This is a genomic window from Corynebacterium zhongnanshanii (assembly GCF_014490575.1).
GTDB lineage: Bacteria > Actinomycetota > Actinomycetes > Mycobacteriales > Mycobacteriaceae > Corynebacterium > Corynebacterium zhongnanshanii.
The window spans coordinates 2121655-2146991 of sequence record NZ_CP061033.1 but is presented as its reverse complement, the minus strand read 5'-3'; the positions used below and the strand labels follow the sequence as shown (position 1 = coordinate 2146991).

Below are 25337 nucleotides of genomic sequence, written 5' to 3'. Positions count from 1 at the left end.
CGCGCCGGGCGCTCTGCGGGCCTCAGAACACGTGCCGCGAGCGACGCGGCTTATAGCCCGGCAACTTCTTCCCCACCTTCGCGGCAGCCGCGCGCGCCTTCGCCACCTTCGCATTCTGCCCAAACAGCAACGGCGCCTGACGCAGACGCTCCAAGAAGAAAGTCTTCCGAGGCCCCGCCGTCCAGGTTTCGTCGATAAGTTTCTTGGACTGCGCTACGGCGTCGGGGGAACGATCGATGAACACCCGAGCCAGCTCCTCCGCGGCGGCCAACGGATCCTCAGCCACCTCGCTAGCCAGGCCATACTTCACGGCCTGAGCGCCCGTGATGATCTCCGCGCCCATGGACAGCCGCTTCGCCACATCCGCGCCGACCACCTGCTTCAGCGCCTGCACGCCGGACATGTCCGGCACCAGCCCCCACTTCGCCTCCAGGACCGACCATGCCGCATCCGCCGACGTGAATCGATAATCCGACGCCAGCGCGATCTGCAGACCGCCCCCAAAACAATAACCCGGGACCGCCGCGATGACCGGCACGTCGAGCCGGCGCCAACACCACGGCCCCTCCTGGAAGGTATTGGTGCCGCGCCATGGACGGCTGGCGAAGTTCGCGGCAATCTCCCGCGGGCTCTTGAACGCGGCCCCGAAGTCCAGGCCGGAGCTGAAGTTGCCATTCGCGCCGGTGAGGATCACCGCGCGGATGGACTTATCCTTCTGGATCTGCCGGGACACCTGGATCATGCGCTTCAGCATCGGGATGGTCAGGGCGTTCAGTTTCTCGGGGCGGTCCAGCAGGACGTAGGCAATGCCCTCGTCAGAGATGCGGAGGGTGATGTTGTCTGTGGTCTCGGAGCTGAGGATGGTGGCGCTGGGCGCAGCGCCAGAAGCACCGATGGACGCAGCGCCAGAAGCGCCCGCGGACGCAGAGCTCGAGGTGCTCGCGCCCGGGGCGCCAGTCTTAGGGGAATCAGCAGTCATAAACCCCAAGTTTAGAAGATGCCAGGGTGCTTCTTGCCGAAATCGTTCACCGTGGCGTTCTTGGAGTTCACATTCTGATCGTTGCTCGTGGACGTGTCGCCCTTCAGGCGCGCGGTCTGAGTCACCGTGATCGAGTTCTTCACACGACCCAGCTTCGTGCCGCCATCACCGAAGTCCAAGTTCGCCACGCGCACCTTCTCACCGGGGTTCACGGGGTTCGCCAGGGTCACCTCAAAGGTGCGGGTGGAGGTCTTCTCATCAAAGCCCAAGTCCCGGATGTGAGCACCATTCGACGAGCGCGGAGTGATCAGACGATCCACACCCTTCGGGCCCTCCTCCGTCTTCACCTGCACCTTGAACTGGGTTGCAGGGAAGTCGCCGTAGTAGCGCTCGGAGCCCACATTCTCCACGTGCAGCGCCACCGTGCCGGCGAAACCAGGGGCCTTCGCGGAGGACACCGTCAAAAACGGCTTCAGATCCAGCGCGGGGTTGGAGGCCTCCTGCTTGTCGGACTCCTTCTTGGCGGGAGCTTCGGCGTCGGTCTTCTTCTGCTTATCCGCAGCAACCTCGGCATCACCCTGCTGCGCCGACGCCACCTCGCCCTCCACAGGCACCTCCGTGTCCTTGATGACCTCCGCATCCGCCTTCGGATCCTTCTCGGACTCCTGCACCACAGGCTTCGTGTTCTGCGCATCCTTGTTCGGCGCGTAAGAATCAGCCAGCTTGTCATACAGCTTCACCCGCACCTCGTTCTTCACCGGCTGCAGCGCCGACCAGAACGTCGGCGTGGACCACGTACCATTCGGCTTGCAGTACTGCTGCGTACCAGTCATGTTCAGCACGCGGAAACCATACGTGGCCTCGCCCGTGTGCTTCGGAGGGACGTTGTAGGGCCCGATCGACTGACCTGCCTCCCACGATAGGGAATACGACGCCGAGACCCCGATCTTCTTGGCAATCTCTTGAGAAATACCGGCAGATCCGCCCTCCTTCGACGCACCCAGATTCACCGACGTGGTCTCCGTGCGATCGCCATTGACCTCCACAGAAATGCTTTGGGTCTTGGACAGATCCTGCTGCAACGGAATGTCCTTGTCCGTCTGATTCGTGGTGGAGATCGTACCGGCAGGCATGAACTTATCCGTTGCCTTGTACACCACGGTGCGGTAGTCCTCCCACGCGTTGCAGACCGGCTTCGGGTTCAAAATGTTGGCCTTTTGGTGGTCGCTGCCGTGGGAGGTGTGGATGATCGGCAGCGCTGGGTTGATAGCGGGGGTTTCTGGGTAGGACTCTGTGACGGTTTCGGCGTTCGCGCTGGGTGCGAACGGGCCGGAAAGAAGTGCGGAGCTACCAGCTAAAACAGCGGAGGTTCCAGCTAATGCGACAACCGAACGGCGGAAAACGGACATGGTTACTCCTGACGAAGGCTCATGGCGTGGGGCCACAGTGTGTGGCTCACAGTGTGGGCTCGCGCTATGAGGGTGTGGTCAATGGACAATACGGCGATTGGCCGTTCGATTGCGCGGGCCAATCTACTTCAGGAGGGTAAAGCGCGAATGCCGCTAGGACAACACTTTTTATACGGAAAGAATGTGGCGCCGGAATGGTGCGAGTGGCGCGCGTGGAACTTGCTCGTGGTGCTGCTAACTGCAGTGATGCTGCTTTCTCGCGTTGCTTCAGTGCCGGCGCGCGCGGCTCTTTTGTCACAATAAGTTCTTGCTGTGTTTACGTGCTTGTTAACTGGAAGGCTATCTGTGTTCAGCTTCCGCGAGCGGGGGAGCTATGTCTCCGACGAGGTTGACGTTGGGGTGGGGCTGGGGGAATGGGGCGCTGTGGCGTCGGAGGTAAATAATTTCGGTCCCAACCACAGGACCACATAGACCAAACCCACCAGTACAGGAATCTCCACCAGCGGCCCAATCGTCCCCGCCAACGCCTGCGCGGAAGACGCACCAAACGTGCCGATCGACACCGCAATCGCCAGTTCGAAATTATTACCCGCAGCCGTAAACGCCACCGAGGTCGACTGCGCATAATTCAAGCCCACCGCCTTCGACGCCCACAGTGACACCCCGAACATCACCACAAAATAGATCAACAGCGGCGCAGCCACGCGCACCACCGTCCACGGCTGTGCAACCAACTGCTGGCCCTGCAAAGAAAACAACAACACAATCGTGTACAACAAACCAATGAGCGCGAGGGGAGAGATCTTGGGGATGACGACGTTTTCGTAGAACTCGCGGCCCTTCGTCCGCTCGCCGATAATGCGAGACGCCACGCCAGCCAGCAGCGGAATGCCCAAGAAAATGAGGACGGACGCGGCGATGGCTAGGAAGGAAAACTCCGCCGACGTGGTCTCAAGACCCAGCCACGACGGCAAAACCTGCAGGTAGAACCAGCCCAACACGCCAAACATCAGCACCTGGAACACGGCATTGATAGCCACAAGCACAGCCGTCAGCTCCCGATCCGCGCAGGACAAATCCGTCCACACCAAGACCATGGCGATGCAGCGCGCCAGGCCCACGATGATCAGACCGGTGCGCAGCTCTGGATCCTGAGGCAGGAACAGCCAGGCGAGCGCGAACATGAACAGTGGTCCGACCAGCCAATTAAGTGTGAGAGACAGGGCCATCAGGCGCTTATCGGCGGCGATCTTCGCGGCTTTGTCGTAGCGGACTTTCGCGAGCGGCGGGTACATCATGACCAGCAAGCCGATCGCGATGGGAAGGCTGGTGCCGCCGATTGTGACGCTTTCCAGGGCGCGCGGGACGCTGGGGGTGTAGGTGCTGAGGAGGATACCGGCGGTCATCGCCAGCAGGATCCACAGTGGTAGGAACTTGTCCAGGGTGCTGAGCTGGGGAGGGTGAGGCTGGGAGGCGTGTGGTTGGGAGGCGAGTGGGTGGGGAGGAGAGGACGTGGGCGCACTGTGCTGGTCTCCTTGGGACATGTGATGTTCTCCTCTATGTGATGTCTTGGCAGCGTGCTGCACATACTCACGGTAGGTGGGTCGCGGTCGAAAGGCAACGGCACGACCATAGGACTTTGTGACCCTCAAGAAATCGCGATCTGGGGTTTTGCAGCGCGAGCTCCCACAAAATCCTATGGTTGTGCCGCGGCCCGTCCGAAGTATCCCGAGTTGTGTTCCGTGTGAGCAGGTTTTCCCATCTATTCACACGGAACGAAACATGAGGCGCTTCAGTGCTAGCATCAACAGCTGTCATCTCTCTAGATCGAAGCCAAGGCAGCTGCAGATGAAACGGTATTGTGGACATGGATATCCACTCACTGCTAAAAGGAGAGCATCATGCCACTGTGGCTAACTGCAGTTGTAGTTTTTGCTGGAGGCAGCATCGGCATCGCTAACGGGTTAAAAAAACGAATGAAAAATAATCCAGAACTACAAGGAAAAGGGCTTCGGGCTCTATTTTCGAAAAATAAACCCTAATATATTGTCCGGTTCGTCAATTTAGAAAAGTTGGCGAACTGACTTTGTTAAATAACCTACATGCTGAATGTCCCGGTGTTGAAACCACCCTGTGGTATGCAGCGGTGGCGTTCTATCCTCCAGGCCAAAGAATCGACCACGCTGCCACTGCTGCTCTCAGATGAAACGCAATGGAGCAACAAGCAAAGAAACCACTCGATGGCGATGCACAAAATGTGGAGCCTCAATACATCTCTGATAATGAATACGAAGCCGAGATCGTAAAAGCTCGCGAACAATCGGAACACATTGCATAAAAAGCTCGTGAAGAACGCGGAATAGGAAAAGTTGCAACATGTATTGTGGCCTATGCTACGCTTGGGGCGGGCGGAATGGTTTCCGACGCTGCTTGTATCCAACTATGGTGATGAATTATGAGGAATAACAACAATAAGAAAGAGGTAGCCATATTTCGTATTGCTGTTTTGGCTGCGATACTTATGCTGGCATTTGGAATCGCGATGAATGGGATAATTATTGGAATAGTGGCAGCGGTAGTTTCCGGTGTATTTCTACTATACTTTTTGGTTCATGATCGCCGCCATTTTCGGTAATCGCTTCACTGGGCGATCTAGGTAGCTTCATAAGCTCAAGAATCTACTCCAAAAGACCTGTCGGGTACCATTGTGAACAGGGACGCGCTTTCTGGGCGTCGATAAGACTGTAATCCACATGTGCAGTGGCCGTGACGGTCCTCACTGCACCGGCTAGGACATTGCCAGCCCTGCCGGCAGTAAGCACGCTGGCACAACCATAGGACTTTGTCGCAGCTCTTGAGCATTTCCCCAGGACAAAATCTCGAAAGAGCGAAATAATCCTATGGTTGTGCCGAGACGCCTCGCAATCCGCCTGCGACACGCTGACAGCCGACACGCATTTTGTCGCATAACCCGATTATTTTGATCAAACTTTGACCGCCGGGGGGGTGTCCCAAATGGTCTTGTATGGAATATACAACGACAGTGCCCCACCTGCACAGATACGACTAAACCCCAGCTCATTGCTGAACTGGGGCAAATCTGTGGCGGAGGATAGGGGATTTGAACCCCTGAGGGATGTGACTCCCGCACGCGTTCCAGGCGTGTGACATAGGCCGCTAGTCGAATCCTCCAGGCCAAACGATCAAACCTTGCTCGCAGGGAGCCGTGCTTGAGCGTTCTTGAAAAAGGGTACACAAGAACTCCTCCAAAAACCAAATCGGCTCCCATAGAGGCCTTATTGGCGAGGTGGGAGGGTTTGCTTACCTGACGATCCGTTTGCCCGCCTGCCGATCCGTAAGATAAGCTGAACTTCGGATTCCGCGCGGCGTGTATCTTGTGAACTCCCCCAGGGCAGGAATGCAGCAAGGGTCAACGAGCTCTGACGGGTGCGCGGGGTCCCTTTGTTTTTTCGGAAGTGTGCGGGGATTGTCACGGGGGCTTAGTCCGCACGGTGCGCGGGGGTTTCGCAGCGCTCTGCAGGCTTCCTACGTGGCACTTCATATCCATCAAGGGGGTAAGCCCAGCCCTACTTTAAGTAAGGGTTTCATAACTAAGGGGAGCTTTACTATACTCCCACAATTATGGATCAGCCCCCATCCACCACGGCGGTCTCGCAGGCTTCGCACGACCCAGCGCACGACCCCGCAGGAGACCCTGCGCGCGTACCCGTGCCACGAGCCCTCATCGTCGCACTCGGCGCCGTCTTGCTGCTGGCTACCTGCGTGGCATCCATGGTCTGGGGCTCCTCCCACATTCCCCTCGCCGACGTGTGGCATTACCTCCGCTACCCGGACAATTCCGTGGATAGCTACAACATCAATGGCCTCCGCGGTTCGCGCACCATCATCGGCATCGCGGTGGGCGTGTCCCTGGCCGTCGCCGGCGCGATCATGCAGGCCATCACCCGCAACCCCCTGGCGGATCCGGGCCTACTCGGGGTGAACTCGGGCGCGTCCCTGGCGATCGTCCTGGGCTCCGCGTACCTGGGCTTGACCGCCGCTCAGCAGCAGTTTTTCGTAGCTCTGGTGGGCGCGTTGCTGGCCACGGTCTTCGTCTACGCCGTCGGATCCGCTGGCGGCACCGGCGCCTCTCCCGTCCGTTTGATCTTGGCGGGCGTGGCGTTTTCCGCCGCGGCCGGCGGCATCATCGGCGCGATCCAGCTGGCGAAACCGGACGTGTTCGACTCCTTCCGCTTCTGGGAAGTCGGCTCCCTCACCCGCATGGATGTCCCGCTGGTTATCCTGTGGGGCCCGATCGTGGTGGGGCTTGCGCTGTCCGTGCTGCTCATCCGTGGCCTGTCCAATATCGCCTTGGGGGACGACGCGGCGGCTGCCCTCGGCACGAACGTCACCCTCACCCGCGCTGTGGCGTTGGTGGCCATCACCGTGTTGTGTGCGTCCGCCACGGCCGCCGCCGGCCCCTTGAGCTATGTGGGGCTGGTGGTGCCGATCGTGGCCCAGTGGCTGATGGGCCCGCACCGTGGGTGGATCATCGCCCTGTGCGTGGTACTGGGGCCATGCCTGGTCTTGGCCGCGGACATCATCGGCCGCCTGCTGGCCCGGCCGACCGAGATGTCCGTGGGACTACTCACCGCCTTCGTGGGTGCCCCGATGCTGCTGCTGATGGTGCACCGCATGCGGGGTGATGGGCGATGAGCATCGAAAGTTCGCGTGCGACGGGTGCGGTGCGGGACGGTTCGGCGTCGGAGGATATGACGCCCACGGGGCATATCTTGTTGAGCTCGCGCAGCCGCTGGTCGGTGCTGCTGAGCGCGCGCACCCTGGCGGTGACGCTGGCGCTGGCGGCCGTCTGCGCGGTGTTGATGTTCCTGGCGATTGGCGTGGGCGGGTCGTCCTTAAGCTATGCCGACGTGTGGAACGTGCTCACCGGGCACGGCACGCGCAGCCAACGCCTGGTGATTCTGGAATGGCGGATGCCCAGGATTCTGCTGGCCGTGATCGTGGGCGCGGCGCTGGGCGTGGCCGGCGCGATTTTCCAGACCATCACCCGCAACCCCCTGGGTAGTCCGGACATCATCGGCTTCACCATGGGCGCCCAGGCCGGCGTGCTGGTGGCGGTGGTGCTGTTCGGCGGTTCGCTGCTAGGCGTGTCCTTCGCGGCGCTGCTGGGCGGCGTGCTGTGCGGCGCGGTGATTTTCGTGGTGTCCTTCAAGGGTGGTTTCGGCGGGCTGCGGCTGATCCTGGCAGGTATCGCGATTTCTGCGATGATTGGGTCCTTCAACCGTTGGCTGATCGTCAAGGCGGATTCGGACACGGCGTATGCCGCGCTGCGGGCCGTGACGGGAACGCTGGCAGGGGCGGAATGGTCCGTCGCAACCTTCTCACTGAGCGCCACGCTGGTGGTGCTGGCGCTGATTCTGCTGTGCTCGCGGGACCTGCGCACGCTGGAGCTGGGGCAGGACCTGGCGGCGGGGCTGGGAACGAACACGCAGCGCGCGCAGGGAGTGCTGGTTATTTTGGGCACGGCGCTGGTGGCGATTGCCACTACCGTCGCGGGGCCGATCGGCTTTATTGCTTTGGTGGCGCCGCATCTTGCACGGCTGATGGCGAGGGCTTCTATTGCGCCGCTGGTGGCGTCAGGGCTGGCGGGGGCGGTGCTGCTGCTGGCAGCGGATATGGCCAGCCAGGCTCTATTGGAAAGCATGCCCGTGGGTGTGGTCACGGCCGCGGTGGGCGGCGTGTACTTCATGGGGCTATTGATCGTGGAATCGAGGAAGAGCGTATGACAAGCAACCAGCCGCGCATCGCGGTGAAGAACCTCACCACCACCTATGACGAGCGCGTGATCTCGAAAGACCTGTCCCTGGAGATCCCCGAGGGCGGCTTCAGCGTGATCATCGGCCCGAACGCGTGCGGCAAGTCCACTTTGCTGCGCTCCATTGCGCGGATCCATAAGCACGCGGAAGGCAGCGTGGTGCTGGATGGTCGGGACATTCACAGCATGAAGTCCAAGGAGTTGGCGCAGCAGCTGGGCCTGCTGCCGCAGTCTGCCGTGGCGCCGGAGAAGATGCGGGTGCGTGACCTGGTGGCTCGTGGCCGTTCGCCGCATCAGGGGTTGTTCCGGCAGTGGAGCCGGGAGGATCACCGCGCGGTCCAGGAGGCGATGGAGCTGACCCGCATCACGGCCTTGGCGGATCGCAGTGTGGATGAGCTGTCCGGCGGGCAGCGTCAGCGCGTGTGGTTGGCGTTGGTGCTGGCGCAGGATACGCCTACGGTCTTGTTGGATGAGCCCACCACCTACCTGGATTTGTCCCACCAAGTGGACATTTTGGAATTGTGCCGCCGGATGTATGAGCAGCAACAGCGCACGGTGGTGGCCGTGCTGCATGACCTGAATCTGGCGACACGCTATGCCACCCACCTTGTGGTGATGAAGGACGGGGCTGTGGTGGCGCAGGGTCATCCCCACGAGGTGATGACCGCGCAGTTGATGGAGGACGTGTTCAATCTTCCATCCCTGGTGATCGAGGATCCGATCACCAAAACTCCTTTGGTGATTCCGCGTCGGCCTGATAACTAGCGCCGGCGCCGTCATTCAGACTTCATTGTTTCGACGTACCTTACTAGAAAGGACTTTCATGTCTCATCTCATGAATCGCCCATCCCAGCGCCGCGCCGGGATGCGCGGTCTGAAGGCAGTTGTTGCCGCAACCCTGGCCGGGTCTTTGGGCCTGGGCGTGGCTGCCTGCTCGTCCGATAGCAGCTCGGACAATTCTTCTTCCTCCGACGCCAAGTCTGCGTCCGATAGCTCCTCGAACGCCGAGACTGCTCAGTGGCCACGGACCATCTCCACCGATGATGGCGAGCTGAAGCTGGACGCACAGCCCAAGCGCATCGTCTCCACCTCCACGACCTTGACCGGCGCGCTGTTGGCCGTGGGTGCTCCTGTGGTGGCCACGGGCGTGGCCGCACCGAACACCCCAAGCCTCTCTGACGATCAGGGATTCTTCAACCAGTGGGCCGATGAGGCCAAGAAGGCTGGAGTGGAGAAGCTGTGGCAGAACGGTTCCCCGGATGTGGAAAAGGCCACTGAGTACGACGCAGACCTTATCGTCGTATCAAAGAACTCGGGCGACTCCGTGTTCGATCAGGTCGACAAGCTGCGCAAGATCGCCCCAGTGCTGGTGGTGGACTACTCCGATGCATCCTGGCAGGACGTGACCACCAAGATTGGTGAGGCGACGGGCTACGAGGCCAAGGCCAAGGAGATCATTGCTGACTTCGATTCCCGCCTGGAGGAGGTCAAGAAGAACATCTCCGTGCCGGAGGGAACCACCTCTCCATTCATCGTGTTCCCTGATGGCTCGGGTGCTGCAGCCCTGACCAAGGAGTCCCCACAGTCCCAGATCCTGTCCCGCCTGGGCTTCACCCTGGCCGACATTCCGGACGAGGTGAAGGGCGATACCTCTATGGGTAAGGACCGCGGTGACATCGTGAAGCTGTCTATGGAGAACATCCAGAAGGGCCTGCCGGGCGACACCTGGATTTCCGTGGCGTCCAACGAGAAGACGAAGAAGACCATCGAGAGTGAGCCTGCGTTCAACACCTCCCCAGCTGTGAAGAACGGAAAGCTGTACCACACCCCAGGTGAGACCTTCCGTCTGGATTACTACTCCGCGATGCTGTTGCTGGATTCCATCGAGCAGCAGTTCAAGAAGTAAAACAAAACCCCACGATACGCGGTGGGTGGCGGGTGTTCGAACATGCTGCCATAGGCAATGTGGGACGGGTCGACTATCGTTGTAGAGGATCACACAACAGCCCCCTTAACACCCGGGGGATGAGCGCCGGTTCGTGCCCACGCTCACACAGGCTCTACCACAGGAGGCTTCCATGTCCGATTCCCGCACCAACCCAGCAGGACTCAGTATCAATGACGTTGATACCGCCGCGCTTCTTGCTGCGAAGGCTGAGGTTACCAAGGCTTATCAGGAGTTTAAAGACCGCGGTCTGCAGTTGGATTTGACCCGTGGTAAGCCGTCGGCGGAGCAGTTGGATTTCTCCACGGAGCTGCTGAGCCTTCCGGGGGAGGACTTCCGTACTCCCTCCGGCGTGGATACCCGTAACTACGGCGGTGGCGAGGGCATTGCAGAGATCCGTCAGCTGTGGTCCGAGGTTCTGGGTGTGGATCCGGAGCTGACGATCGCCGCGGATGCGTCGTCGTTGAATATTCAATTCGACCTCATCAACTGGAGCTACACCTTCGGTAACAATGATTCGCAGCGCCCGTGGTCCGCGGAGCAGGGCCCACTGAAGTGGATCTGCCCCGTTCCCGGTTACGACCGCCACCACTCCATCACGGAGCTGTTCGGCTTCGAGATGGTGACGGTGCCGATGACGGATCAGGGACCGGACATGGACGCGGTGCGTGAACTGGTGAAGGATCCTGCGGTGAAGGGAATGTGGGCGGTGCCGATGTTCTCTAACCCCACGGGTGTGACCTTCAGCCGGGAGACCGCGCACGCCCTGGCCAGCATGGAGACCGCCGCTCCGGACTTCCGCGTCATGTGGGACAACGCGTACGCGGTCCACACGCTCACTTCCGAGTTCCCGGAGATCATCAATGTGCTGGACCTCGCGGCGGAGGCGGGTAACCCCAACCGTTTCTGGGCGCTGAGCTCTACCTCGAAGATCACGTTCGCCGGCGCGGGCGTGGCGTTCTTCACCTCCTCCAAGGAGAACCTGGACTGGTACAACCGCATCGCTAACGTGCGTGGCATTGGCCCGAACAAGGTCAACCAGCTGGCGCACTTCCAGTTCTTCAAGGATGTGGAGGGCGTGCGTGCGCACATGCGGAAGCACGCCGGCAGCCTGGCTCCTAAGTTCGACCGCGTGATCGAGATTCTGGAGCGCCGCTTGGGCGACTTTGGTGTGGCCCGCTGGACTACCCCGGAGGGTGGCTACTTCATCAGCGTGGACGTGGTGGATGGCACGGCGGCTCGTGTGGTCGAGCTGGCGAAGCAGGCAGGCGTTGCCCTCACGGCGGCGGGATCCACCTATCCGCTGAAGCAGGATCCGAATGATCGCAACCTGCGCCTGGCTCCGTCGATGCCTGATATTGAGCAGGTGGAGTTGGCGATGGATGGCTTTGCAACGTGCGTTCTTTTGGCGGCCATTGAGGCTGCGGAAGCAGCCGCAGAAACCGCTGAGTAAGAGGGGGTAGGGCCATCAATATCAAGGAAACTCTCTATTGGGTAGAGGACCTGCTGCCTGGTGATATGACGGTGGTGAGCCGCCAGGTGGGGGAGTCCTTCCCCATCTTCAACATCGCCTCGGCACACATCGGCGAGGAAGGCTCGGAAGAGTCCGTCGCGATGACGCTGGACATGAGCCGCATCGACCCCGGCCTGGAATCCGAGGACGGTGCGGACGTGCGCGTGGAATTGCTGATCGTGCACCAGGGCCACTCGGGCGTGGGGCCTGACCTTCTGGCGACGGCGGCCACCATGATTTCCGAGGACCCGATGGAACGCTCCCCGCAGCCGGGTCTCACGCTTCCCGGGCTGGCGGGTCATGTGGATGGCTCCATCACCGCCACCCATGGTGTTCTGGTGGTTCCGTTCGTGTGGTCGCAGGGCGTGCCGCACATCCTGGAGGTGGCGCAGAACGCCGACGGGGAGACCCAGGAAGAGTTCACGCATCCCGGACGCATGACCGTTCCCGCTCAGCTGGTGATGCTGACGGACGAGGAGTTCGCCGTCGTAGAATCTGAAGGCTTGGGCGCGGCGCAGCGCTACATCGTGGAAAACAACATCAACGTCAACGATCTGTGGCGACAGTAGGGGAGGGGAGTCACCGTGGCGCTGTATAGGAAGTATCGTCCGTCCAGTTTTTCTGAGGTGGTCGGCCAGGAGCATGTCACCGAGCCGCTGTCCATCGCGCTCGACAACGGGCGGATCAATCACGCCTACCTGTTCAGCGGCCCCCGCGGGTGCGGCAAGACCTCCTCGGCCCGCATTTTGGCGCGCTCCCTGAACTGTGTGCAAGGCCCCACGTCCACTCCGTGTGGCGTGTGCGATTCTTGCGTGGCCCTCGCGCCGGGCGGTGCGGGGCACATCGATGTGGTGGAGATGGACGCCGCCACCCACAACGGCGTGGATGACATGCGTGAGCTGCGGGAATCGGCATACTTCGCGCCGGCGGAGTCCCGCTATCGCGTCATCATTCTGGACGAGGCGCACATGATCACCCACCAGGCGTTTAACGCGCTGTTGAAGATCGTGGAGGAGCCGCCGGAGCACCTGATTTTCATCTTCGCCACCACGGAGCCGGAGAAGCTGCTGACCACGATCCGCTCCCGTACCCACAATTACCCGTTCCGTCTGCTCACACCGCCGGACATGCGCAGCCTGCTGTCCCGCGTGATGGAGGATGAGGGCGTGCCAGTGGAAGATGCGGTGTATCCGCTGGTGGTGCGCGCCGGTGGCGGGTCGCCGCGTGATTCTTTGTCCATCATGGATCAGCTCTTGGCTGGTTCCGGCCCGGAGGGTGTGACGTATCAGCGGGCGTTGGGTCTGCTGGGTGTGACGGATGCGTCCTTGATTGACCGGGCCGTGGAGGCGGTGGCGCAGCAGGACCAGTCTGGCCTGTTCACCGTGGTCGATGATGTCATCGAGGCAGGCTACGATCCGCGCCGATTCACTGAGGATTTGCTGGATCGTTTTCGCGATCTGATGATTATCCAATCTGTGCCCGACGCCTATGCGCGCGGTCTCGTGAACGTCCCCAAGGAAACTCAGGACGGTTTGACCGCACAGGCAGATGCGCTGGGGCAGGCGACGTTGACGCGGTGTGCGTCCTTGGTGAATGAGTCTTTGGCGCAGATGAAGGGTGCGACGGCTCCTCGGTTGTTGCTGGAGATTCTGTGTGCGCGGATTGCGTTGCCGGGTGCGGGCATGACGGTGGAGGCGTTGGCGCAGCGTGTGGAGGCGCTGGAGTCTGGTGCTGGGGTGGCGCCGGGTGGCGGCGCTAGCGCTCGCGCTGCTGGAGCTGCTGCTGGGGCTGGAGGCCGGGAAGGCTCGCGGCGTTTCGAACGGCCGTCTCGCCGCCGGGCGCAGAGTGAAGCATCGGGCAGCGCGGTGGGTAGTACTGAGAGCACTGGTCCCCAGGAAACGCCACAGGCTACGCCACAGAACACATCACAGGATGCGAACGAGGACCCCAAGATCTCCGAGGCGCGCCGGGCGCGGGAGATCATGGACCGCAATCGCCGCTCGCGCCGTCCAGAGCCACAAGGCTCATCGGTACCGGCGCCGCAGGCACAAGAGTCAGAGGGACCACAGCAGAGCCCAGCGCAGCCAACTTCGGAGCAGCAGGCTGCTAAGCCGGAGTCCACTCAGGATTACGCAGCGCTGTGGCAGAGCACGCTCGCGGCGTTGAAGGAAGACAGCCTGGATGTGTGGATCGCTGCACGCTCCGCCACAGCGCGGGATGAGCAGGGCACTGCCGGTGAACTTCACGTGGACCACAGCACCCTGGCCCTGGCGCGCTACATCTCCACTGAGGCAGCGCAGCAGGCCTTCCAGCGAGCCCTTCAAGCGCAGAGCGGTAGTGCACAGGGCGATCCAGCGCAGAACAACTCTGATCTTCGCGTTGTCGCGTTCGTGGGCGGCACGCGCGTGGAGCCTGCGAAGGGTGGTGAGCCCTCGGGAAAAGCTGAGCCTGCTCCAGAGCAGGCTCAGCAACAGGCGCCAGCAGCACAGCAGGCCTCTGCGCAGACTCAGAGCGAGACACCGGCACCAGAGCAGACCTCGGAGCAAGCGCCTGATCCTGCCCCATCATCGCGGCCGCTCAGCGCCCTCGAGCGGGCGCGCGCGATGGCGGAATCCCACGCCAAAAGGCCCAGCGAGCAGGCACGCGACCGGCTGAAGAACCGGCAACAGAACGCTACCTCCTCAGCACCCGGCGAGGAGACCCAGGCGGACCAGCAACCCCAATCCGGTTGGCGCGCCCGCATGAAAAAGGCGCAGGAGAAGGTGGAGTACAACCGCGCCAACGGCTTTGGTGACGTTCCCCTTCCCGACGAGCCCCCCGCTGACCCCGACTATGACGACGCCGCCTTTAACGCGGCGCCGCCAGAATACGGCGCTTCGGCGTCGGGGGAAAATAGCATCAGCGAGGCCGAGCAGGCGCGGGAACAGGAAGAACAACACTACGTCGAAGAGCTGGACAAAGGCACAGGTCAGGCAGACCATCGGCGGCCGCTGGAGGTTGCCAGCGAGATGGTGGAAACCTACCTCGGCGGCACCCGCGTGACCTAAGACAGGCGCGCGGAACCGCGGAACACCACAGTGTCTGACTGGACAGGTACAGTGGTCGGAAGAAATACACTCTTGTGGAAAGGACACACAATGACCCAGCCAGACATGCAGGCGATCATGCAGCAAGCACAGCAGATGCAGGCGCAGCTGCAGGCAGCACAGGAAGAGATCCTGCGCTCCACCGTCACCGGCGAATCCGGCAACGGCCTCGTCAAAATCGAAATGGCAGGCTCCGGCTCCATCAACTCCCTGAGCATCGACCCACAGGTCGTGGACCCCAACGACGTAGAAACCCTGCAGGACCTGGTCATCGGCGCATTCGTGGACGCCAACAAGAACCTCCAGAGCCTCGCCGAAGAGAAGATGGGCCCACTGTCCCAGGGCATGAACTCCCTGGGCCTCTAACCCACTCTCACTGACCACCGGCACAATCCTTGCGTGCCGGTGAAGAATCGCTATGTTCGAAGGCCCCCTTCAAGACGTCATTGATGAGTTTTCCCGCCTCCCCGGCATCGGCCCGAAAAGCGCCCAGCGCATCGCGCTGCACCTGCTGGAGGTAGAGCCGGAAGACCTTGAGCGCTTCCAATCAGCATTGGGACGCCTTCAAGGTGGAGTGGCGTTTTGCCGTATCTGCCACAACATTTCCCAAGAGGACGTCTGCCGCATCTGCGCGGACTCCAGCCGCGATAAAAGCCTGGTCTGCGTGGTCGAAGAATCCAAAGACATCCAAGTCATCGAGCGCACCGCTGAATACCGCGGGCGCTACCACGTCCTCGGCGGCGCGCTCGACCCTCTCAACGGCATCGGCCCCAAGGAACTCAACGTCACCGCGCTTGTTCAACGCCTCGGCGGCGCCCTGCCAGACGTTGCGCTCACCGAACCCGACGAGCACGGCAACACCGTCTACGACGACGCCCCAGTTGTCACCGAAGTCATCATCGCCACCGACCCCAACACCGAAGGCGAAGCCACCGCAAGCTACCTGGGCCGCCTGCTTAAGGACTTCCCCGGCCTGACCGTCTCCCGGCTGGCCAGCGGCATCCCCATGGGAGGCGACCTGGAGTTTGTGGATGACCTCACGCTGTCCCGCGCGTTCGCTGGCCGGACCATCGTGGGAAGCTAAGAAACGACAGAGACAAACGCGCCGATGGATACACACGCCCATGAATAAACGCACTCTCACCTCCCGCAACACATCAGCACTCGACCGTTCGGACATTGCCCGCGTGGCCGTGTGGTCCAGCGTCTTCCTCGGCGCAGGCGTGCTGCACTTCGTGAAGCCGAAACCGTTCGACTCCCTCGTGCCTGCGCAGCTGCCCGGCACCCGACGAGACTGGACACTAGCCAGTGGGGTGATGGAGATAGGGCTGGGGGCGTCGATCCTTACCACGGCCACGGTTCCTGCTCTGCGGAGCACGTTGCACACGGTCGTCGGCCCCGCCACGGCGATTTTCCTGGCGGGCGTGTGGCCGGGCAATATCAAGATGATGGTGGACTACCTCGCCACCAGCAACCCGAAGATCAGCACCACCGCCAAGGCCATTGCAGTGGCGCGCGTGCCGATGCAGATCCCCATGATGCGCAGTGTGCTGCGGCTCGGATCCAGCGCGAACTAGCTGACGAGAGATATCCGAGCCTAGAACCGGTACAGCATCACAAAGTAGCTGCCGGTGCTGTCCCTGCGCACGTGCTCAAACCCGATCGACTCGTACAGGTGCTTCGCCCGGTCGTTGCCATCTTCCACGCACAGGCTCACCCCCGGCGCACCGAGCTCCCGCGCCAGATCCAGCGTCTTGGTCATGAGCGTGCGCCCAATGCCCTTGCCCGTGCTGGCGGGGCTCAGCGCAATCGCGACCTCCGGGTAATCCTCGCTGAGGAAACCGTGCCCGGGATCCTCCGCCGTGAACGAGCGCAGCCATGCCGCACCCAATGCGGCCGCCTGGGGGTCTGCACCGTCATCATCTTCGACGCCGGCCTCCGCAATCACACCTCCCTGATCCTCCGACCAGTGGTCCACATAACGCACTTCGTCCGCGCGCCAATTCTCACCTAGTTCCCTGGTGGGGTCGCCCCACGTCTCGGTTTCCAGGTTCATCTGGCGGATGAACTCCCTGTCGGCGTTGGTGGCGCGTCTGAACGTGATGCTCATGGTGTGTTTCTCCTTGAGGGCTGTGTTTATCCCAAGCGCTCCGAGCGCAGACGGCGCACCTCGCCGTCCAGCTGCTCAGCGAAGCTGCTGGTCATCTCCGGTAGCTGGTCGATGGTGGTGCCCAGGGCTTCTGCCAGGATGGCGTCTGCCAATTGGGGGTTACGCGCCAGGGCTGGTCCGTGCATGTAGGTGGCCAGCACGGACCCCTGGATTGCACCTTCGTAGGCCACCTGCTTCGAGAGGTTGTCCTGCGACACATCTGCGCTGCCACTGTGAGAGGAGGCGGCGAGTGATGCGCCGTGGGCGTCGGTATTTCCAGTTCCACGGGTGATCCTGCCCAGGGGCTTGGCGGCCGGGCCCAGGATCGTGGCCCCCATGTGGTTTGCGAAGCCGGTCAAGGGATCCGTCAGCTGCGCGACAATGCGTTCCGACGGTGTGAGTTCGGTACTGCCGGTAGTGTCACTCCGAGTACCGCTGGTAGTGCCACGTGCAGTACCGCCTGTAGTACTACCGGCAGGCGTGGACGCAATCTCGCCAATCATGCGCTTCTCCAGCGAGGACGTGGTGGCATCCAGCAGCCCCAGCCCATCGACCATGCGGCCCGACGCCCGGAAAGAATGTCCAAACACCTGTAGACCAGCGCAAATAGCAAGAATCGGACGTCCTGCCTCCGCAGCGCCGAAGATCCCGCCATCGGACTGGAGGTGCTCCGCCGCAAGAATTTGGGCGACGTCCTCACCGCCGCCGACCGTGTACACACTCAAGTTGTCAGGCACGGGGTCACCCAGGGTGATCGGCTGGATCTCCGCGTCTAGGCCACGCATCCGTGCACGTTGGCGCAATACCAAGGCATTGCCATCGTCACCGTACGTGCCCAGCACATCCGGCAAAATCAGCCCAATGGTCACAGAATTGTTGAGGGAAGTCATCAGTGTCCTCCATTCAAGGGGCGGCCCTCGCGATCCACAACACGCTTCAGATCACGGAACGCCGTGTAATTAGCCAGAACCTCCACGCGCCCGGCGGGGCAGGAGCGGATCGCCTCCACGGTATCCTTCACCAGGTTGTGCTCCACGCCCGCGTAGCCCAAGCGCACAGCCAGGTCAGTGCCGCGCTCGCCGGCGGCGACAACGTGAATGTCCTCAAAGTTCTCAAAGCGCACGTCCCACAGCCAGGACAGGTCCTGCCCATCGGCTACCTGGCCGTTCACGCTGATGACTAGGGAGTCGGCCGTGCGATCCACCATGGACAGCGCTTCCTGCCAGCCCGCCGGGTTCTTCGCCAGCATCAGGTGCACAGAGTGGTCCCCGAACTGGACCGTGGAGTAGCGGCCGGCCACGGAATCCACCGCAGAGACCGCAGCCACGGCCTCCCCAAGGTCCACTCCCACATCCAGGGCGAGGGCCGCGGCGATGGCCTGCGCTGCGTTACCACGGTTCGCATCGCCCGGCAGGGTGAGGGACAGCGGAATATCGTCACCCTCTGGGGTGTGGAGCCCGGACGCATCGACGGACCACTGGGGCGTGGGGCGTCGGAATTCACGACCATCCGGCAGGGGTTTCACCGCACGCCAATCCTGCACGCGGCCGCTGCTGTCGCGGGTCTGCACGATGTGGCCGCCCGTGCGCGGGCAGCTGGTGGAATCCCCAGCCCAGCCGGCGCCGGCAGACACCCACACCACATTCGGGCTATCCCACGCCACGGACGTGACCTGCACGTCGTCGCAGTTCGCGATGACGGTCATGTCCGGCCGGGACTCCACGCAGGCGCGCAGCACATTCTCGATCTTGTTGATCTCGCCCACGCGATCCAGCTGGTCACGGGACAGATTCAGCAGCACCAGCACGTCCGCATCCAGCGTGTCCGCGATGTTCGGGACGTGAAGCTCATCGACCTCCAGCACCACGGTGTCCCGGTCGCGGCCGGCCAGAAGCGCGGAAATCACGCCGGCGTCCATGTTGTCGCCGCCTTCGTTCGTGGCGACGCTCCGCGCGTTGCGCACCGCCCCCGCGAGCATGCGCGTGGTCGTGGACTTTCCGTTCGTGCCGGTGACCAGGACGGTGGGGCGGTGGCGGCCGTTGTTGTCGGGCCCGAGGTTGCTCATCAGGTGCGGATCGATCGCCCCGGCGATGAGGCCGCCGATCATGCCGCCGGCGCCGCGCCCTGTTTTCTTCGACGCCCACGTCGCCGCGTCTGCAGCCATGATTGCTGCGCGCGAACGGAGCGTCTTCACCGTGTTGAGGAGAGGGTTGTCAGTCACTCTCCCCACCCTAGTCAATTGGCGGGGATTTGTGGGTGAGGCCTGGAGGCGACGCGGCCGCCGCGTGATTTACGTGCGATTGTTGCGGCCGTGGGTGCGGTTGCGCCGCATGTCGGGCTTCTTCTTCGCGGTGGTGGCGCGGGTGCGGCTGCCCTGTGTGCGGTTTCCTTGATTGCGGTTGCCTTGACTCCGACCGCACTGGCTCCGGCCGCCCTGACCACGCCCGGACTGTGAGCGGCCACCCTGGCTCCGACCACCTTGACCGCGCCCGCCCTGCCCCGAGCGCTGCGTCGGACGCATACCCCGGTGCGACAAAGACGACGTCCTCGGCCGCACGCCCGCGCCAGGCCGCACCGGCTTCGGCTCGCGCTCCCCGGGCTGCACATCCTCCAACAGCTCAAGGAACTCACTGTCCCGCATCAGCGGAATGTTCTTACGCTCCGCGTGCATGGACTTGCCGCGCAGATCGAAGTTCTCATTGCACACCACCAGGGAGCTGCGACGATTCAGCTTCTCGCTATACGCCAGCCCGGCGGCCGTGGCCTTCTCGATCAGCTCGTCGGGGTTGGTGGCGATGTCCGGGCTGATGACGAACTCCATGCCCTGCACCAGCGCCTCCCCGGGGGTCCACACGCCGGGGTTGACCCAACGCCGCGAGGCGCGCGCCGCCTGCACGCGCTGGTGGGAGCGCTGAATGCCGAACTGGTCCGGCATGAGGTTGCTGGGATCCAGCACGGCAATGCCGTCCGATTCGTCGCTGTTGAGCACCTGGATGTGCGCCAGGTGGGCGATGAGGTGGGCGTCGGCCTCCAGAAGATCGTCGGCGGGGATTGTATTCCTTTTTTCCGACGCCGCCGCACCCACCTCCAGCATCATCGCCCCCTCAAGGCCTGCAACGCTGGGGTGACCCTGTATGTGGTACTGCTCGGCAATCGCCCGAAGCCGAGGGTCCACCGAATCGATGGATTGCCTGCGCGCACTGCCGAGAGTGTCAATAATGTGCAGCGGTTGAGGAGTCTCCACCTTCCGAGGCGCGCGACCACGCGTGCGGTTGCGGCGGTGACGAGCTGCGATGCGTTGTGCGCGGCGGAACTCCTGGGCAATGAAACCCCACGTCATGCCGGCCTGGTGCACAATGACCGTGCGGCCATCCAGGGCACGGCGCAGCATCTCTGCGCTGCTGTGGAATCCCTTGGCCTCCAGGAGGTCATCTGGGGTGTAGCCGTGTATGTGCTGTGGTCCGATATCCTCGTCGGGGTCGAAGCGGCGGGTGAGGGACAGGACTTCCTCGCCTACGGTGAGGGCGCTGTCGTCGTAATCAAACTCCCCGCTGAAGAACACCAGGGACATCGCAACGATGCGCGCCGTGGTGGGGTGAATGCCCGTCGTGGCGATGCTGACGGACACCACGGGAGCCTCCTCCACGGACGGGATCTGAACGTGGCGGTCGGCATGCGCTTCACGTCCCTGGCGGCCGGTACGACCGTGGCGCCCAGCATTGCGCACCCCGCGGCGCGACGTCCCCAAAGAACCCTGCCGCGCACCACGAGGCTTCGGGGCACCCCGAGATCCGGAGTTCTGCTCTGACTCGGACGCGGAAGACGGGGAAGAGGTCATGAAGGCTAATGATACGTGCCGTGCCGGGCGATCAGACAATCGCCCGGCACCCAGCTACTTCTTAGTTGAAGGCGCGGTTGGCCGCGGACGTTACGGCCTTCAGACCAGCGTGAGTGATCGACCCAGCGATACCCACACCCCAGACCTTCTGGCCATCCACATCGGCCAGGATGTACGCGGCGGCCTCGGCGTCGTCTCCAGAGGTACGGGCGTGCTGCGAGTATTCCTGCACCTCGACCTGAATGCCCAAGGACTCCAGCGCGTTGCAGTACGCAGCCACCGGACCATTTCCGTGACCCTGGATGCTGTGCACCTCGCCGTCCTTCTCGATCTGGGCGGTGACCTTCGCGTCATCACCCTCGGACTGGGCACCCTCCACGGTCACGCTGATGGCCTCGATGGGCTTCTGCTGATCCAGGTACTCGCCAGCGAAGATGTCCCACATGGCCTTGGAGTTGACCTCGCCACCCTCGGCATCCGTCACAGCCTGGACCACAGAGCTGAACTCCACCTGCATCGGACGAGGCAGATCCATGCCGTGATCCGTCTTCATGATGTACGCCACGCCGCCCTTACCGGACTGAGAGTTCACGCGGATCACGGCCTCGTAGGAACGGCCAATGTCCTTCGGGTCGATCGGCAGGTACGGAACCTCCCACAGCTTCTCCTGCAGCTCCTCGTCCGTGACATCCTTCGCCGTGGCCCCCTCACGGACCGACGCCGCCAGCGCGTCAATACCCTTATTGATCGCGTCCTGGTGGGAACCAGAGAATGCCGTGAAGACCAGGTCACCGCCGTACGGGTGGCGCTCTGGAACGCGCAACTGGTTGCAGTACTCCACCGTGCGGCGGATCTGCTCAATATCGGAAAAGTCGATCTGGGGATCCACACCCTGGGTCAGCATGTTCAGGCCCAAGGTAATCAAGTCCACGTTTCCAGTGCGCTCACCGTTGCCGAACAGGCAGCCTTCAATGCGGTCCGCGCCTGCCATGTAGCCCAGCTCGGCGGCAGCAACGCCCTCGCCGCGGTCATTGTGAGGGTGCAGGGAAATGATCACAGAGTCACGGCGGTTGATGTTGCGGTGCATCCACTCAATGGAATCCGCATACACGTTCGGGGTGATCATCTCCACCGTGGACGGCAGGTTCAGGATGATCGGGTTCTCTGGGGTGGGATCCATGATCTCCACCACTGCGTCGCAGACTTCCTTCGCGTACTCCACCTCGGTGCCCGTGAAGGACTCAGGGGAGTACTCCCAACGCCAGTTGGTGTCCGGGTAGTCCTTCGCGATCTCCTTGATCAGCTCCGCCGCATCCGTCGCCAGCTTCTTGATGGCTTCCTTATCCTTCCGGAACACCACGCGGCGCTGCAGCTTGGAGGTGGAGTTGTAGAAGTGAACGATCACATTCTTCGCGCCCTCGCAGGCCTCGAACGTGCGGCGGATCAGGTGCTCGCGAGCCTGCACCAGAACCTGGATCGTCACGTCCTCCGGGATCATGTTGTTCTCGATGATCTCGCGTACGAAGTTGAAGTCAGTCTGCGACGCGGAGGGGAAGCCCACCTCGATTTCCTTGTAGCCCATGTTGACCAGCAGCTCGAACATGCGGCGCTTGCGCTCGGGGGACATGGGGTCGATCAGGGCCTGGTTGCCGTCGCGCAGGTCCACGGCGCACCACTGAGGAGCGCGGTCGATGGTCTTATCAGGCCAGGTACGATCCGGCAGGGTGATGTGGTCTACCTCTTCGAAGAAGGGCACGTAGCGCTTCTTCGGCATGGTGGAGTTGCGCTGCTTGTTCCATGCGGGCTGACCGGAAGGGATCTCGCCTTCGGGCTTGGTGATACGGGCTGGTGCGGAAATGAAGCTGTCGTTAGACACGGTGTTGGGGCTCCTTGACTACGAGGGTGTACGAAACGTGTACGAGGGTGTAAGAATCCGACCGGCACAGCAAACTCCGCGACGGGGTGCCGGTCGTTGATGTCTTAGACCTGAGCCCCGCCGCGGCACAGAAGGAGAGTGCGCGCTGGCGTCAACATGCTGACTACTATAGCGCACGTCACACTTTTTTGCTTAATCCGCGGTGCGCATGGGGTGCACGGGTGCTCCTCATGGGGGTGCTGCGGCTCATGGAGGGGTGCTACGGCGCTGCGCGCTGCGCTTAACGCCCTGCCGCTCAGGCCGTGAGGCTCACGCCTTCACGGACTTCCGGGACAAAATGATGGTGGAGCCCACCATCGTCGCAATCGCAAGACCCAGATAGATCCACTGCTCTCCATCGGCCTGGAACTTCTCGCCCAGAACGATGTACCCCAAGATAAACGCCACGATCGGCTCGACCACCGTCATGGCCGGCAGGGAGTTCTTGAGTGGGCCTGCGTTAAAGGACGCTTGCTGCACCGCCGTGCCCAACGCCGCGGCAATAATCAAGCCGTAGATCTCCCAGGACTGCAACAGTGCAACCAGCCCAAAAGCGCCGAAGATGTTCACCACAGCCTTGGACAGCACCGCCAAGTAGCCCATGATCGCGCCGGTAATAGAGCCCAGCAGCAGTGCCCGCGCCCACGGCGCTTGGCGCACCGCCAGGGCGTAAATCAGCAGCATGATGCCCACCCCAATGCTGATGCACCACAGCCAAATGTCCAGATCGGGCTCCGTCTTGCCGGGCTTCGGCTTCCCCAGGATCACCAGCACCGCCACGGCGACGGTCAACAGTCCTGCCCAGGCGGTCTCCGACTTGGAGATGCGCAAGCCGTCATACTTCGCAGACAACGGAAGCGTGAACATCAAGGACAGCACCAAAATAGGCTGCACAATCAACAGCGTTCCAAAAGACAGCGCGATGATCTGCAGAAAGTAGCCAAACAGCGCACTGAACACACCGACCCACCACAGGGGAACCTTCACGGCATCCATGATGGCGTTCGAGCGGTTCTCGCCCGCAGCTCTCGCAATGCGATGGCGCACCACAGTTCCCCACGCGATCGTCAGGGCAGAGCCCAGCGCAAAGAGGACTGCCAGCGCATTGTTGTGAAACATCGCTTAGGTAGCGTAGTTGCCTTGAGGAACGAATAACACTAGACACGCGTGATACAGATGTGAAAAGTGTGCAGAAAGTGAAAAATGGGACAGCGGGGGATAGGAGAGACGGCGGTGGAGACGCGCGCCCGGCGTTGGATAAAAAGGAATAAAAACCCAGCCCCGCGCTACCCAACTCACACCAGACACAGTAATCTAGACCTAACTATGTAGACCCAACCCGCACACAACATCGAAAGGTGGACCCCTGTGGCGCTCATCGTCCAAAAATACGGCGGCTCCTCACTAGAAAGCGCGGAACGCATCCGACGGGTAGCCGAAAGGATCGTAGAGACCAAAAAGCAGGGCAACGACGTAGTAGTCGTCTGCTCCGCCATGGGCGACACCACCGACGAACTGCTCGACCTCGCCGAGCAAGTCAACCCCGTCCCACCTGCGCGCGAAATGGACATGCTGCTCACCGCCGGCGAACGCATCTCCAACGCACTCGTCGCCATGGCCATCGAATCCTTCGGCGCCGAAGCACAATCCTTCACCGGATCCCAAGCCGGCGTGCTCACCACCGAACGTCACGGCAACGCACGCATCGTGGACGTCACCCCCGGCCGCGTCCAAGAAGCCCTCGACGAAGGCAAAATCTGCCTAGTCGCCGGATTCCAAGGCGTGAACCGCGAAACCCGCGACGTCACCACACTCGGCCGCGGAGGATCCGACGCCACCGCCGTAGCACTCGCCGCCGCACTCAACGCCGACGTGTGCGAAATCTACTCCGACGTGGACGGCGTGTACACCGCAGACCCCCGCATCGTGAAAGATGCCCAAAAGCTGGACACCATCAGCTTCGAAGAAATGCTCGAAATGGCAGCCGTAGGTGCAAAGGTACTGATGCTCCGCAGCGTGGAATACGCGCGCGCATTCAACGTGCCCCTGCGCGTACGCTCCTCGTACAGCACCGACATCGGCACCCTAGTAACCGGATCAATGGAGGACATTCCCGTGGAAGAGGCAGTACTCACCGGCGTGGCACACGACCGCTCCGAAGCAAAAATCACCGTTCTGGGCATCCCAGACAGCCCAGGCGAAGCGGCTAAGGTATTCCGCGCTCTGGCAGACGCAGAGATCAACATCGACATGGTTCTGCAGAACGTGTCCAAGATCGACAACAACCGCACGGACATCACCTTCACCTGCCCGCGCGAGGACGCTACCCGCGCGATGCAGTTGCTGAAGGCGCTGGCCAACCAGGCTGACTGGCAGGACGTGCTGTTCGACGACCACATCGGCAAGGTGTCCCTGGTGGGCGCCGGCATGAAGTCCCACCCTGGCGTGACGGCGGACTTCTGTGAAGCGCTGCGCGATGCGGGCGTGAACATCGAGCTGATCAGCACCTCCGAGATCCGCATTTCCGTGCTGATCCGGGACACGGACGTGGATACCGCCGTGGTGGCTATTCACGAGCGCTTCCAGCTGGGTGGCGACGAAGAAGCTACCGTGTACGCCGGCACCGGCCGCTAGGTCTCCCTCTTAATTGCACATCTGCAAATTGTT

22 protein-coding genes, 1 tRNA gene, 1 other RNA gene and 1 pseudogene are annotated in these 25337 nt (G+C 62.1%); 15 read left to right on the top strand and 10 right to left on the bottom strand.

What is annotated here, in order from left to right; all coding sequences use genetic code 11:
* Positions 1-22: 22 nt before the first annotated feature.
* Both IAU67_RS09650 and IAU67_RS09645 read right to left on the bottom strand, forming a co-directional pair.
* Positions 23-979 (bottom strand): crotonase/enoyl-CoA hydratase family protein, encoded by a 957-nt coding sequence (locus IAU67_RS09650; protein WP_151842853.1) that lies wholly within the window; start codon positions 977-979, stop codon positions 23-25.
* Between the two features lie 11 nt (positions 980-990).
* The gene (locus IAU67_RS09645; protein ID WP_151842854.1) at positions 991-2388 is read right to left on the bottom strand and encodes a hypothetical protein; all 1398 of its coding nucleotides are present in this window, start codon (positions 2386-2388) and stop codon (positions 991-993) included.
* Between the two features lie 81 nt (positions 2389-2469).
* On the opposite strand from IAU67_RS09645, the gene IAU67_RS09640 reads away from it, so the two are divergent.
* A complete protein-coding gene (locus IAU67_RS09640) occupies positions 2470-2691 on the top strand; it encodes a hypothetical protein (protein WP_151842855.1) in 222 nt (73 codons plus the stop codon).
* Between the two features lie 68 nt (positions 2692-2759).
* On the opposite strand, the gene arsB is transcribed toward IAU67_RS09640, so the two are convergent.
* Positions 2760-3932 (bottom strand): ACR3 family arsenite efflux transporter, encoded by a 1173-nt coding sequence (gene arsB / locus IAU67_RS09635; RefSeq protein ID WP_151842856.1) that lies wholly within the window; start codon positions 3930-3932, stop codon positions 2760-2762.
* A 357-nt stretch (positions 3933-4289) separates the two neighbouring features.
* Between arsB and IAU67_RS09630 the strand changes: the two genes are divergently transcribed.
* Both IAU67_RS09630 and IAU67_RS10130 read left to right on the top strand, forming a co-directional pair.
* Positions 4290-4430: a hypothetical protein gene (locus IAU67_RS09630; protein WP_187767910.1), complete on the top strand. Its 141-nt coding sequence runs from the start codon at positions 4290-4292 to the stop codon at positions 4428-4430.
* A 91-nt stretch (positions 4431-4521) separates the two neighbouring features.
* Positions 4522-4656: pseudogene (locus IAU67_RS10130) on the top strand (transposase-like zinc-binding domain-containing protein); the annotation flags it as partial.
* Between the two features lie 835 nt (positions 4657-5491).
* Here the strand turns inward: IAU67_RS10130 and IAU67_RS09620 are convergent.
* A tRNA-Ser gene (locus IAU67_RS09620) sits at positions 5492-5580 on the bottom strand.
* A gap of 179 nt (positions 5581-5759) precedes the next feature.
* Here IAU67_RS09620 and ffs point away from each other — a divergent pair.
* The 11 genes from ffs (at position 5760) to IAU67_RS09565 (ending at position 16345) form a co-directional block, all read left to right on the top strand.
* Positions 5760-5854, top strand: an RNA gene (gene ffs / locus IAU67_RS09615) — signal recognition particle sRNA small type.
* 176 nt (positions 5855-6030) lie between these two features.
* Positions 6031-7104 carry an iron chelate uptake ABC transporter family permease subunit gene (locus IAU67_RS09610; RefSeq protein ID WP_151842858.1) on the top strand — a complete coding sequence of 358 codons (1074 nt, stop codon included), beginning with the start codon at positions 6031-6033 and terminating at the stop codon, positions 7102-7104.
* The gene (locus tag IAU67_RS09605; protein ID WP_223111905.1) at positions 7101-8195 is read left to right on the top strand and encodes a FecCD family ABC transporter permease; all 1095 of its coding nucleotides are present in this window, start codon (positions 7101-7103) and stop codon (positions 8193-8195) included. The genes IAU67_RS09610 and IAU67_RS09605 overlap by 4 nt, the downstream gene beginning before the upstream one ends.
* On the top strand, positions 8192-8989 hold the full coding sequence (locus IAU67_RS09600; protein ID WP_151842859.1) for an ABC transporter ATP-binding protein: 798 nt from the start codon (positions 8192-8194) through the stop codon (positions 8987-8989). Before IAU67_RS09605 ends, IAU67_RS09600 begins: the two co-directional genes overlap by 4 nt.
* Positions 8990-9047: 58 nt before the next feature.
* Positions 9048-10130, top strand: a complete 1083-nt coding sequence (fepB, locus tag IAU67_RS09595; RefSeq protein ID WP_151842860.1) for a Fe2+-enterobactin ABC transporter substrate-binding protein — start codon at positions 9048-9050, stop codon at positions 10128-10130.
* 172 nt (positions 10131-10302) lie between these two features.
* Positions 10303-11622 carry an aspartate aminotransferase type Ic gene (locus tag IAU67_RS09590; protein ID WP_151842861.1) on the top strand — a complete coding sequence of 440 codons (1320 nt, stop codon included), beginning with the start codon at positions 10303-10305 and terminating at the stop codon, positions 11620-11622.
* A gap of 65 nt (positions 11623-11687) precedes the next feature.
* Positions 11688-12251: a hypothetical protein gene (locus tag IAU67_RS09585; protein ID WP_225723572.1), complete on the top strand. Its 564-nt coding sequence runs from the start codon at positions 11688-11690 to the stop codon at positions 12249-12251.
* 15 nt (positions 12252-12266) lie between these two features.
* On the top strand, positions 12267-14729 hold the full coding sequence (locus tag IAU67_RS09580) for a DNA polymerase III subunit gamma and tau (RefSeq protein WP_151842863.1): 2463 nt from the start codon (positions 12267-12269) through the stop codon (positions 14727-14729).
* A gap of 90 nt (positions 14730-14819) precedes the next feature.
* Positions 14820-15134: a YbaB/EbfC family nucleoid-associated protein gene (locus tag IAU67_RS09575; protein ID WP_151842864.1), complete on the top strand. Its 315-nt coding sequence runs from the start codon at positions 14820-14822 to the stop codon at positions 15132-15134.
* Between the two features lie 52 nt (positions 15135-15186).
* Positions 15187-15852, top strand: coding sequence for a recombination mediator RecR (gene recR, locus IAU67_RS09570; protein WP_151842865.1), 666 nt, complete (start codon positions 15187-15189; stop codon positions 15850-15852).
* Between the two features lie 40 nt (positions 15853-15892).
* On the top strand, positions 15893-16345 hold the full coding sequence (locus IAU67_RS09565) for a DoxX family protein (RefSeq protein WP_151842866.1): 453 nt from the start codon (positions 15893-15895) through the stop codon (positions 16343-16345).
* Between the two features lie 20 nt (positions 16346-16365).
* Here IAU67_RS09565 and IAU67_RS09560 read toward each other — a convergent pair whose 3' ends face one another.
* From IAU67_RS09560 to IAU67_RS09535, 6 genes are all read right to left on the bottom strand, one after another.
* Positions 16366-16878: a GNAT family N-acetyltransferase gene (locus IAU67_RS09560; RefSeq protein ID WP_151842867.1), complete on the bottom strand. Its 513-nt coding sequence runs from the start codon at positions 16876-16878 to the stop codon at positions 16366-16368.
* A gap of 26 nt (positions 16879-16904) precedes the next feature.
* On the bottom strand, positions 16905-17807 hold the full coding sequence (locus IAU67_RS09555; RefSeq protein WP_151842868.1) for a type 1 glutamine amidotransferase: 903 nt from the start codon (positions 17805-17807) through the stop codon (positions 16905-16907).
* Positions 17807-19081 carry a MurT ligase domain-containing protein gene (locus tag IAU67_RS09550; protein ID WP_151842937.1) on the bottom strand — a complete coding sequence of 425 codons (1275 nt, stop codon included), beginning with the start codon at positions 19079-19081 and terminating at the stop codon, positions 17807-17809. Before IAU67_RS09550 ends, IAU67_RS09555 begins: the two co-directional genes overlap by 1 nt.
* 126 nt (positions 19082-19207) lie before the next feature.
* Positions 19208-20755, bottom strand: a complete 1548-nt coding sequence (locus tag IAU67_RS09545) for a BRCT domain-containing protein (protein WP_151842869.1) — start codon at positions 20753-20755, stop codon at positions 19208-19210.
* 61 nt (positions 20756-20816) lie between these two features.
* Entirely contained in the window at positions 20817-22631 is a 1815-nt protein-coding gene (gene leuA / locus IAU67_RS09540; RefSeq protein WP_151842870.1) for a 2-isopropylmalate synthase, read from the bottom strand.
* Positions 22632-22940: 309 nt separating this feature from the next.
* Positions 22941-23789: a DMT family transporter gene (locus tag IAU67_RS09535; protein WP_151842871.1), complete on the bottom strand. Its 849-nt coding sequence runs from the start codon at positions 23787-23789 to the stop codon at positions 22941-22943.
* 249 nt (positions 23790-24038) lie between these two features.
* Between IAU67_RS09535 and IAU67_RS09530 the strand changes: the two genes are divergently transcribed.
* Positions 24039-25304, top strand: coding sequence for an aspartate kinase (locus tag IAU67_RS09530; protein ID WP_151842872.1), 1266 nt, complete (start codon positions 24039-24041; stop codon positions 25302-25304).
* Positions 25305-25337 lie beyond the last annotated feature (33 nt).